At 49.8% G+C, this 12054-nt stretch carries 6 protein-coding genes; 4 read left to right on the top strand and 2 right to left on the bottom strand.

Going from position 1 to position 12054, the window contains the following annotated elements:
• From hepC to HMPREF0645_RS02075, 4 genes are all read left to right on the top strand, one after another.
• A partial coding sequence (gene hepC, locus HMPREF0645_RS13765) for a heparin-sulfate lyase HepC (protein ID WP_007173170.1) occupies window positions 1-2028 on the top strand: 2028 nt, incomplete at its 5' end.
• Window positions 2029-2037: 9 nt separating this feature from the next.
• Window positions 2038-4182, top strand: coding sequence for a surface glycan-binding family protein (locus HMPREF0645_RS02085; protein ID WP_007173169.1), 2145 nt, complete (start codon window positions 2038-2040; stop codon window positions 4180-4182).
• Window positions 4183-4204: 22 nt separating this feature from the next.
• The gene (locus tag HMPREF0645_RS02080) at window positions 4205-7351 is read left to right on the top strand and encodes a SusC/RagA family TonB-linked outer membrane protein (RefSeq protein ID WP_007173168.1); all 3147 of its coding nucleotides are present in this window, start codon (window positions 4205-4207) and stop codon (window positions 7349-7351) included.
• A 16-nt stretch (window positions 7352-7367) separates the two neighbouring features.
• Window positions 7368-9047 carry a RagB/SusD family nutrient uptake outer membrane protein gene (locus HMPREF0645_RS02075; RefSeq protein ID WP_007173167.1) on the top strand — a complete coding sequence of 560 codons (1680 nt, stop codon included), beginning with the start codon at window positions 7368-7370 and terminating at the stop codon, window positions 9045-9047.
• A 75-nt stretch (window positions 9048-9122) separates the two neighbouring features.
• Here the strand turns inward: HMPREF0645_RS02075 and HMPREF0645_RS02070 are convergent, their stop codons facing one another.
• Complete coding sequence (locus tag HMPREF0645_RS02070; RefSeq protein ID WP_007173166.1) at window positions 9123-9311, bottom strand: hypothetical protein; 189 nt, start codon at window positions 9309-9311, stop codon at window positions 9123-9125.
• Between the two features lie 4 nt (window positions 9312-9315).
• The gene (locus HMPREF0645_RS02065; RefSeq protein WP_007173165.1) at window positions 9316-11778 is read right to left on the bottom strand and encodes a starch-binding protein; all 2463 of its coding nucleotides are present in this window, start codon (window positions 11776-11778) and stop codon (window positions 9316-9318) included.
• Window positions 11779-12054: the final 276 nt, after the last annotated feature.

The following is a 12054-nucleotide window of genomic DNA, read 5'->3' as shown; positions in this document are numbered from 1 at the left end:
GGTTATCCTGACTCCATTGCCGCCGACTCTGTCGACAAGGCACTGTTCGATGTTATTGACCTGACCTATCCCGGACTGGAAAAAGTGAAGGCGCAATACGAGGCTGGACATTATTATAATGCAGCTTACGAACTGCTGAACTATTACCGCACCCGTTCCAACGTGATGAATCCTAACATCAATCTGATGAACCCCACGCTTTCGCCCACCGAGCGGAACGTGGCGGACCAGGCCTTGGAACACAGATTCTATATTCGGAATTTCAAGGAGAAGGTGGCCAACGGACAGGAGGTTTACTATTCTTTTGACAAAGACGGAAAAATAGATTGGGAAACCCTGGCTGGCACCATGGCCGACCAGGAGTTTAGAAACCAACTGCACCGCCATCAGTGGATGCCGGCGCAGGCAAAAGCCTACCGGGCAACCGGCAACGAGGCGTACTTCACCTCGTGGAAAAAGACCTATACAGACTGGATGAAGGCCTACGCCAACCCCAAGGCAGCCCAAGGTTCAGACCCTGTAGTCTGGGGTGGGTTGCAACCGGCCGAGCGCGTGAGAGACCGCATGAACTTCCTGCCATACTTCATACAGTCTGCCCAGTTCACACCCGGATGGCTCAGTACGGTGCTCAAGGCCACGGCCGACGAAGTGGAGACCATCAGGCAGGGCTACTATCGTGAGGGCAGCAACATCAGGCTGACACAGGCCAGGGTGGTTGCAACGGCGGGCGTGCTCCTACCGGAGTTTAAAAACGCAGGCCAATGGCTGAAAGAAGGACTCGATGGGGTGAGCGCCGAGCTTGACAACCAGTTTAATGCCGACGGTGTGCAAAACGAACTTGACCCCAGCTATCACATCGCTGCCATCAGCGATTTCTATGACCTGTACCAACTCATGCAGCTTAATCAGCAACTTGACAAGGTGCCCTCTGAATACATCAGTAAAATGAAGAGCGCCACCCAGTTTGTGGCAGACATTATCTTCCCGAACTACAGCATAGACAACTTCAACGACACGCGCAACTCTTCTTATACCAAGAGTGTGATCCTGAAGAATTTAAGACGCTATGCCGACATGTTCCCGGAAGATGCAGAGATGCAGTGGCTGGCCTCGGAGGGCAGGCGTGGGCAGGCTCCGCGGAGGCTCATGAGCGAATATGCCGTCTCGGGCTATTACATGATGCGCAACGGATGGACACCGCAGTCGACCATGATGATTGTGAAGAACAATGCCAATCCCGACAACAGATGGCATTGCCAGCCGGACAACGGCACGTTCAGCCTATACCGAAACGGCAGGAACTTCTTTCCCGATGCCGGTACCTATTCGTATGGAGGCAACAAGCAAAGTAATGCCGAGCGAAACTATTACCGTGCCACCAAGATGCACAACACACTCACCGTCTTGGGCAAGACCATTGACGGTAAGCACATGAACGGCAAACTGCTCAAAAGCGAACAGCAGGGGAACACCCAGCTGCTTGTGACGCAAAACCAGTCATATGCTGCTGTGACGCACCGCAGGGCTGTGTTTTTCGTGGAAGGCCGGTTCTTTGTCATTGTGGATGAGGCCTTTGGCGATGGAAACAAAGACAAGGTAAACCTGAACTTCCACCTCGCCACGGGCTCGGGTGCTGAAGCAACGGTCATCGACGACTTCTCCGATCAATTTGCATTCGGTGCACACACGAATTTTGCAGACAACAACAATATGCTGATTCGGACGTTTGCCGAAACCCACCAGGACTTTGGAGCCACGCGTGTGGAAACCAACTTCTCCAGCAAACTGGGCGAGGTAAACGGAAAAAGGATAGGCTATCAATACAACATCCGCAAACCTGAGCAGGGGGCAGCACGCATGATCAGTGTGATCTATCCCTATGAGAAAGCTACTGATTTTGAAAACATCAAGATTGGAGCACGCTTCACGGACAACCCAACGGGTAAGGAAGGAACATTCCACGCCAAAGGGGCAGCTGCGGAAGTAACCATCAACGGCAAAGTATATAAAATATCATTCACCTTATAATCAAGTCTTATGAAAGAAAGAATCAAGAATGTAGCACACATAGCCACAAACGCATTTCTATGCCTGCTTTGTTGCTTTGTAGGCGTATCGTGTTCTGACGACACAACCGATGATACAGCTTTCCAACTGTTTTACTCGGACGTGACGGACATCGGTCCTTCCATGACCATGCGACTCTATGAACCTACCTATATCGGACCCAAACCTTCCGACTTCTCTATTGTGGGCATTAAACTCGATGACAGCAACGTGGAGGCGTCCAGCTTCAACATCGATCCGGAAACCGGTGCCATCATCATTGAGAACACTGGCAAACTGGCCATTGGCAACTACGCCTTGAGTGTGGCCTGCAAGGCCGGCGGCAAAGGCTACACATTCAATGATATTGTCCATGTGAACATGATGAGAACCGTTCCCGAGGGCATTGTGGCCACGCCTAACAAGATTGAGGTGAGCTATGAGGATGTCATGTCGAAAAGTGGGGAGGCGTTGCCTTCTTCGCAGATAACGACAGATGGCAACCATATACACATTAATAAATATGTGATTGCCAACGTGAGACACGAAGGTGAACAAGTGGCCAACGAAGATCGGTTCACGGTGTCGGGCAAGGGTGTTGTGGGATTTGGAAGCAAGCACACCGACCTGAACCCTGGAAAATATGTTATCGACCTGAAACTCACCACCGCTGTGGTTGACGAGCAGTCTGAAGAAGGTCTGTTTGCCAATGCTGTGGAATTTGACATTACTTCGAAGCCGCTGACGCTGACCTATGAGCCAGATAACAGCAAGGTTGAATTTAACCCCACGGCTCCTGTGAAAAGCGTTGTTCCGGTCATGGTTGGCTCGCGCGACGGACTGAAATTTGAGATTAGCAAGAAGACTCCTGCTGATGCACCCATCACGATAGACCCGGCAACAGGCGAACTCTCGATGGGCGCCAACACGCTGGCCGTGGGTACGGAGTGCAAGGTGTCCGTGAAAGTGAGCAACCCATATGGCTCCTCCGATTTTGATGAGGCTTATACATTCACCATCGTACCGTTTATCCATCCCATCAAGACGTTCGCTTATCCGGCTGCTGCCGAAATGATGGAGGGAACTGCTTTCATACAGAAGGTGAGCAATATGGACGGAGATGAGGTGAAGTACAGTTTCAAGGAGCTCCCGTCGGCATTGCAAAACCAATTGACCATCAATGCCCAGACCGGTGAAATCTCTGCTGCAAAGGGAAATACTATTGCACGGGGACAATACACGGTTACCGTGGTGGCAGAAAACACCAAGGGCAGCAAGACGGCGACTTTCACACTGAATGTGGTGAAGAATAAGTATATGTTCAGCTATGTGAGCTGGGGTAACAACTTGAACCTCACTCCGGTTGAGAAATATGCAAGTCAGTACAGACGTACCGAGTCCGGCTCGTTCACCATGAAGGTGGTTTCGAGCGACATCGAGAAAGGTGTGTCGGCTGTTTACGCCATCGACAAGGGCAATTCGAGCACCGGAGCCAAAATCGATGCACATAGCGGAGAAATTACCTTTGACAGTTGGAAGGACGGTAGAGTATTTGTTGTGGTGGTGAAAACAACTACTGGCAAGGGTACTCCGGGAGAGGTCACGATCAAGACTCCTGTCTTTGTGCACTGCTCTGCTCCGGTCAAGGGTGTGACCGTCAACTACACGCCGTTTGTTTTCCAGGTGAATCCCCGCAAGGGTGGAAGCTCTGTGGCTCCTAAGATCATCGGTGCTGACCCCAGCAAGTTCCTCATGGACTATCGCCGGTCATTCAACTATTACAACATCGGCGGTCCTGAATCGCACGTGACGGGACAACTGAAAGCAGGTCAGACCACTACGTTTATGTACAAGATGTGGCAAAGCTACTATGGCAATGCGGCCGTTAATGCCGGCGCACGCAAGCCGGTGTCGTATTACGACAACAAGGCGTCGCTCAATACAGCACTCTGCTATGTCGATGCCACCAAGGGTTGTGCCATCACGGTGAATCCCGGCAAATGGCAAGCAGACCAAGAGTTTGCCAATGGTGTGTTTATCGGCCAGATGACCTTCGTGACAGACGGTAACCCCTCGAAGGTGGCTAAAGGCAGCCAGGTGTTCCCTGTTGCCATATGGTTTAACACGGATTTCTAAATACTAAAAAAAGTTGAACAACATGAAAATATTGAAGTCAAGCAATATATACCAAAAAGCCATACTCATGATCATGATGGCTTTGGTGGGAACCGTGAGTTCCTTTGCACAGAACACGATACGCGGAACCGTGGTTGACGAGAACGGGGAGCCTATGATTGGGGTTACGGTCAAGCCCAAATCGGGCTCCGGTGGCACGGTCACCAATCTGGACGGAGACTTTTCGTTCTCCGGCAGCAAGAAGAAGGTCTATGTGTTTTCTTTTATAGGCTATAAGACACAAGAGAAACAACTCGCTCCGGGCAAGGACCAGCGAATCGAGATGGTTCCCAATGACGCCCTGCTCAACGAGGTTGTTGTGGTGGGCTATGGCAATATGAAGCGTAGCGACATTACGGGTTCGATTACCAGTGTCAATGAAAAGAAGATTGAAAACTTCAAGACCAGTTCCGTGGTAGAGGCCATTGGCGGCCAGATGGCCGGCGTTCAGGTCACTGCATCGGACGGTATGCCGGGCGCGGGTTTCGACATCAAGATACGTGGTATTGGCACGGTGAACGGCGACTCTTCGCCACTTTTCATTGTCGATGGGTTCGAGGTGAGCAACATTGATTATTTGGCCAACTCGGACATTGAATCCATTGATGTGTTGAAAGATGCGTCGGCTTCGGCCATCTACGGAGCACGGGCTGCCAATGGCGTGGTTTTGGTGAAAACCAAGTCGGGCAAGCAGGGGAAGACTTCGGTGTCCTATAACGGATCGTTCAGCCTGAGAAACATCTCCAAGCGCATGGACCTGCTCACGCCACAGCAATTTGTGGATCTCCAAATGGAAATCAACCCTGCCCGGTATGCAAATACCTACTACAAAGAAGGAAATGACAGCGATGGTAATCCTTTCCGCTATCAGTCGATCGACGACTATGCCAATGTGGAAGGCATAGACTGGCAGGACGCTGCCTTTAGATCCACATGGTCACAGAACCATGACTTCAACGTTTCAGGCGGAACCAAGGAGACACAATACTCGGCCACGTTCTCACACTTTGACGAGGACGGTATCTTCACGAACAGCAGTTTCCAGAAGAACACGGGCAAGCTGAGACTCAAACAGCAAATCACGAAACGTGTGAACATGGATGCAACGGTCAATTACTCCAACTCTGTGAAGAAGGGTATTGGAACAGCCGGATCGGGAGGTTCACTCAACGTGTTGTCAAGTCTGCTGCGTGCACGTCCCACCGGAGGTTTGCAAGTGACGGACGAAGAATTACTCAACTCTGTCTTCGACCCTCTGTTGCTTCAGGAAAACGGAAGCTACGCCCAGGTGAACCCCATCAAGCAGGCGGAATCGGTACACAATCGTAACCAATCCGAGCTGTGGGGAGTGAACCTCGCATTTAATGTGCGCTTGATGAAAGGGCTGACGCTTCGAAGTGCGGCCACTTACAATGTGACCAACACGCGCATCGACCTCTTTTATGGCGAAAACTCCAGCCAGGCTTACCGAAGCGGGGGTGTCTATGGCTCTTCGGATATGCGGAAAGCCTTGCGGTGGTCTAACAATAACACGTTGACCTACAAAGGCAAATTCAACAAGAAGCATCATTACGACGTGATGTTGGGACATGAGTATTCGTTCCGCAGCAATGAACTCCTGCTTGGACAATCCAAGGATTTTCCGTTTGCCAATCTTGGAAACGACAATCTGGGCTTGGGGGCTACACCGAGTCAGGTGTCGACCAACAGGTATGAGAAAGCGCTCTTGTCATTCTTCACCCGTGTGAATTACAATTATGACAACCGCTATCTGGCTACGGCGACCGTGCGTGCGGATGGTTCGACGGTATTTGCCAAGAACCACAAGTGGGGCTATTTCCCCTCGTTTTCTGTGGCTTGGCGCATGTCTGAGGAACCTTTCATGAAAAACATCAAGGCTCTTTCCAACATGAAGTTCAGGATGGGATGGGGCGTTGTGGGCAACGATCGCATCTCTAACTATCTTTCCATGGATCTCTATACCCAGAGTAAATATGGTGTGGGCAACAAGTTGGTTACGGTGCTGTCGCCTAAGCAGCTGGCCAATCTTAACCTGAAATGGGAGGGTTCCTCTACATTGAACGCGGGAATCGACCTCGGATTCTTTGACAGCAGACTGAATTTCACGGCGGAGTTCTACATCAAAAACACCAAGGATCTGCTGCTTGCACAGAACTTGGCCTACGTAACGGGATTTGATGCACAGTGGCAAAACATTGGCAAGATACAGAATAGAGGAATTGAGCTGAACCTGAACACCGTAAACATTCAGTCCAAGAAGTTCACTTGGACGACGGATTTCAACATATCTTTTGTTAAAAACGAACTCAAGTCCTTACAAGACGGAACTCAGACCATGTACTCGGCCACCCAGTTCAACTCCAACTTCACCAGCTATGACTATGTGGCAACGGTTGGAGAGGCTTTGGGTAAGATGTACGGCTATGTCTTCGACGGGGTGTATCAGTCGTCAGACTTCAACCTCACTCCGTCTGGCAAGATGATGCTCAAGCCGGGTGTTCCTGACATCAGCGCACATGCCGGCAAAGAGGTTAAGCCGGGCATGGTGAAATATAAAGACATCGATGGAAACGGCATCATCGACACGGCCGACCGCACGATGATTGGAGACGGGTATCCGACATGGTATGGTGGGTTGACCAATACGTTCAACTATGGCAATTTCGATATGAGTTTTCTGTTCCAGTTCAGCTATGGCAACGATGTTTACAATGCCACACGCCTGTTTAGCACGCAAACACAAGATGAGCGTAGCAACCAACTCGCTGAGGCAGCCGACCGCTGGACACCTACGCACGCGTCCAACAAGGTGCCGTCGGCAAAGGGATATGTGAAAAATGAACTCTACTCGCGCTTTGTGGAAGACGGTTCTTATCTCCGATTGAAAAATATCACAATTGGCTACAACTTCCCAGCAAAATTGCTCCGGCAAATCAAGGTGAGCAAGTTGCGTGCCTACGCTACGGCGCAAAACCTCTTCTGCCTCACCAACTACAGCGGTTATGACCCGGAGGTGAATATGAAAAACAGTCCGCTCATGCCGGGATTCGATTGGGGAGCATACCCCAAGAGCCGGGTACTCACATTTGGTTTGGAGGTTCAATTTTAAATATAAGGATTAGATCATGAAAAGATTCAAAATAAAATATATCGCATACGGTTTGTTGGGGCTTCTTGCGTTCAGTGCTTGTACATTGGACGAAGAGAACTTCACGGAAATTGAGAAAAGCAAATACGTTAACAATGCGAAAGATGCCGAAACCGTGTTGCTCGGCGTATACAGAAACATGGTAGAAGAAGGAATGTATCGTTATCATCTCTCGTTGCTCTTCACCTTGTCTTCCGACATTGCCCGATGCGAGGGGTCAAGTACCAACTCCTTCAGACAGATACCGGCAAACGCCTTCACGAGTACGCAAAATGAAGTCAGGGTGACCTGGAAAACGCTCTACCAGGCTATCTACAGCGCCAATGATTTCTTAGAGAACGTCTCTTCCAAATACTCCACATACAGTGAGCCTGACAAAAAAACAGCCACCGTTTATATGGCCGAGGCTCGCTGTCTGCGTGCGCTCTACTATTTTGAACTTGTGCGGTGGTTCGGCCACGTCACGCTCACCACAGCCACAAGTACGTCTCACGAGCATCCCTCGACTTTCGAGCAGGCTTCTCCTGAGGAGGTGTACAAGTTTATAGAGAGCGATTTGAAATATGCCATAGACAATTTGCCGTATGCCATCGACGACCAGATTCGCCCGGACAACTCCTTCCGCATATCCAAGGGGGCTGCATTGGGACTGCTTACCAAGGTATATGCCACCTGGGCCGGCTACCCCATCAACGACAAGAGCAGATGGGAAGAGGCTGCGAAGACCGCAAGGATTCTTGTCGAATCAGGCAAACATCATTTGCTCGACAACTACGAGCAATTGTGGAAAAACACTTGCAACGGGAAGTGGGACCCGGCAGAAAGCCTCATTGAGGTTTCATTCTATTCGCCCACGGTGACGGGAAAGGTCAACGAAGACCCCAGCGGACGTATCGGTAAATGGAACGGCGTGTCGGCTTCGGGCATACCGGGCATTCGAAATGCGGGAAACTGGCGTGTCATACCGACCTTCCTCATGGGATGGAAAGACCACGAAAACGACAAGCGCTGGCGACTGTCCTTTGCTGACTACAAATATACATCCAACGGAAAGCAGCCGATAAGCAAGAACGGAACTTTCAATGATGCCTTCGCCGAAAATGCTTCCGATGATATCAAGAAGACTTATATCAACAATATTTTCCCCGCCAAATGGGATACTGAAAAATACGTGGATGCAGCCAACTATCTCATTGAGGGCAACCTTTCGAACATCAATTGGTACATCCTGCGCTATGCTGATGTGCTACTGCTCTATGCTGAGGCGCTGAACGAATGGCATCATCAGCCAACGCCAGAGGCCTACGAAGCTGTCAACATGGTGCGCAGACGCGGCTATGGCCTGCCCATTACAGCGCCAAACGCGGCCTGCGACATAGCCAACTTGGACTACGAGTCATTCCAACAGGCCGTGCGCGACGAGCGGGCTTACGAATTGGCTTTTGAGGGGCACCGCCGTCAGGATCTTGTACGTTGGGGCATTTATTACGAAAGCATCAAAAAAACGGAGCAAGACTTGGTGAACTGGTTTAGTGACGGTGCCACTTATTTCGTTTGCTCATCTTATATTAAGAAAGGTAAGAACGAACTGTTTCCCATTCCGCAACGTGATTTGGATCTCATGCCCAAATATCAACAAAACGAAGGATGGAAATAGTGAGAAAAGCAGTTTAGTTTTTCGATATTGAATAAGAAACACCCGAAACGGCATGTGCTGTTTCGGGTGATTACTTTAGTATTCATCCACATCCCACCAGTCAGATGCTGGCTTGGAAAGCTGTTCGTCTTCCGTGACAGTTTCTCCGGGAATAACAGGCAGGGTGTTGCTTGTTCCCAACAGGAGTGGTGACCCTATTTTAAGAATCACAATTCCCGGCTGGCAATATGTATTCTTTTCTATTTTCATTTCTTCGTTTCTCATGATCTTACCTGATTACGAGTTTCTTTCCGTTGACGATATAGATTCCCTTGGGCAGCTTACCGTTGCCAGTCACCTTGATGCCTGATAGCGTGTAGACGCTTTGGCATTCCCTTGCAGACGTATTGACGTCACGAATAGCGGTTGTCTCTCCGCTCTCGAAGCTGATAAACAATTTAGCTTGGTTGGCGTTGTAAGTTAGGTAAGCCTTGTTCCCATACACTTTGTTCCCGTTCTCTAACTTGTAGAATCCCACACCATGGCTCGCCATGTTAGCCAGAACATAGTATGTGCCGTCGGTAGTTACTGATCCCGTGAGTGAGGTAGCTTTCAGTAGGTTGCCCGACACGTCGTCTGTGGTTTCTGTGGTGGGGTGTAATACATAATCTCCAGGTTCGCCTTTCAGCACAACCCCTGTGTTGGCGGGCACCATGCTAACCTGCTGCAAGGTAGCTCTTTCTCCATTGTTGTCATTGACGATATAAGCCGTGAGTCCTTCTGCCCTCGCAAAATCAATGGGTTGCGCAAAGCTGAACGTGGCATAGCCGGCAGCAGAGATGGTTACCTTGGGCTGAGTGACGGTGTAGAGCAGCCCCTTAACGTTATAGTATCCACCATTTTCAAAACGAAGATCTGCTGTTTTTGTACCCGTACCATCGTGAAAGATAATCTTTGTCGGACTTGAGGTTGTGTGTGTCCATCGGTACACTTTGTTGCCATTGGGAGCAGTCCCCACTTGTGAAATCTCGACTCCGGGCCAGTTATCGTAGAGGTCTCCCTCTGTATTCCAAGCCCATACGAAGACCTTGTTCCAATCTGCCGGTGCTTCGAAGTAGGCGAAGGTGTCCTCCATGTAGGTGGCGCATCCGGGATGAATATAGGCTGCTGCCGGTGCTTCGAAGTAGCCGAACTTTTTTTCGGTTACGTTACTTGGGTCGATGATGTAGAACCGCTCGCCGCTCACACCCTCAATGTTGCTTGTTTGTTTGCCATTTCCGTCGTTAAAGATGATGTTGATGGGCGTCACCGTCGAAGTCCAATCATACCAAGTCTTTCCGTCGGCAGAGGTCGATGTAGCCGTCAGTTGTTTGCCGGGCCATGCACCGTTGTGTTTCGTGCCATTGCCATCCCATGCGTAGAGATATGGAGCTGTTCCGGAAGTGCTGCTGACGTGTATTTTAACCTCCCCGGGAATTGTTTCCGGCTGTCCGTTGTTCAGAATATCCGTCACGTCGAGCGTGCTGCTCACGTAATAGGCATAGTTTGTTCCGCTCGAAATCATCGTGAATCCGCTGGTGTCGAAGTCTTGCGGGAATCCGCTGAGCACCATCACCTCAGCTTTGTCTCCTCGGACAACGGTGACATATCCCCCGTTGAGAGGCTTCTGTTGCACGATTTCGCTTTGATTGGTCACGCCGGCAGCCTTGCGAGCCAGTATCATCTTGCCTATTTCCGACTTGTACTTCTGCCAGTGGGGCAGGAATATGCAGGGCGTTCCGGGCAGTGCCAGTATAAAGGCATTGGCTGCCAAGACGTTGTTGTTGAGCCTGTTGTTGTTGCCATAAGTGTCATGGTTGTCCACGAAGGTCACGCTGTAGCGGTTCATGCCTTTTGTGCTTCCGGCCATCCCCTTGTTGCTGATGTCCCATGTGGAACTTCCAAAGCTGGCATTGATGCCGTCTTTCAGTGGGAAGTCGAATGCTGCCGACTGTATGGCATTGTCATAATTTGTGCCATTGATCCACCACGTCACGTTATCGTAGCTGCCATCCCAGTATTCACCGACAGAGAATTTGGGCTTGCTGCTGGCGTTATACATGCCTACATAGTAGGGCGAAAACCCCTTGACCATGTCGTATCTAAACCCTGTATAACCTAAGTCGTTGAGCAGGAAGTCGAGGTATATCTTGATGTTATTCTGTACGTTGGTGCTGGTGTGATCCAAGTCGCGACTACCATTGAAGTCATCACCGGTATCATTGGCTCCGCTGACCTCATATCCATTATTCCGGGTTTCCCCACCGTCATCGCCGTTACAGATGTCGGCGAGGGTCCAGCTCATGGTGTGCCCGTTCCAAGTTTCCGTGGGGAAGTCACACCAGTTGGTGTTTCCGCTTCGATGGTTAATCACCACGTCCTCAATGATGCCAACACCTTTCTTTTTATAGGTGGCTATCATGGAGCGCAGTTCGGCTTCTGTGCCGAAAGCACTCTTGTGGTCGAACCACCATACCGGAGCATACCCCATCTGTTTGTTGCCGTTACACCAGCCTGATTGGGGCACCCATATCAAGTCAAAGTATTTGGAGAGTTCGTCGGCCTGGCTTTCGATGTTAGTCCATTTGGTGTCTACGAAAGAGTCCCAGTAAAATCCTTGCAGCATCACTCCTCCGTATTTTTCCGGCCACCCCTGTGCCCATAAGGCATAAGGGGTAATGAGAATTACCATTGCGAGTAAAATCTTTTTCATAGGTCTTTATAGTTTAATTTTCACTTTTTAGTCTATTCCCATATAGGGAAAATCGCTGATAGTTGCAAAGTTATGAAAAAGATAAAGTTGACAAGTTATAACAAGCGTATATTTATCGTGTGCAAGATGCAAACGATTGCATCACCTTTATGGCTTAATTGTGAAGAGTGAAGAGATAAGAGTGAAGAGTTAAGAGTGAAGAAACAACGCGCAGCAATTTTGAATTACCAGCGCGTAGCCAATTATGAATTATGAATTGTGAATTGAGAAAGCCCT

It is taken from the genome of Hallella bergensis DSM 17361, from assembly GCF_000160535.1.
Taxonomy (GTDB): domain Bacteria; phylum Bacteroidota; class Bacteroidia; order Bacteroidales; family Bacteroidaceae; genus Prevotella; species Prevotella bergensis.
This window is presented reverse-complemented; position numbering and strand designations above follow the sequence as displayed.

What these genes read in the sequence shown, in the direction of transcription:
- HMPREF0645_RS02075 (WP_007173167.1), top strand. Translation starts at nt 7,368, where the DNA reads ATGAAAAGATTCAAAATAAAATATATCGCATACGGTTTGTTGGGGCTT.
- HMPREF0645_RS02080 (WP_007173168.1), top strand. Translation starts at nt 4,205, where the DNA reads ATGAAAATATTGAAGTCAAGCAATATATACCAAAAAGCCATACTCATG.
- HMPREF0645_RS02065 (WP_007173165.1), bottom strand. Translation starts at nt 11,778, where the DNA reads ATGAAAAAGATTTTACTCGCAATGGTAATTCTCATTACCCCTTATGCC.
- HMPREF0645_RS02085 (WP_007173169.1), top strand. Translation starts at nt 2,038, where the DNA reads ATGAAAGAAAGAATCAAGAATGTAGCACACATAGCCACAAACGCATTT.
- HMPREF0645_RS02070 (WP_007173166.1), bottom strand. Translation starts at nt 9,311, where the DNA reads ATGAGAAACGAAGAAATGAAAATAGAAAAGAATACATATTGCCAGCCG.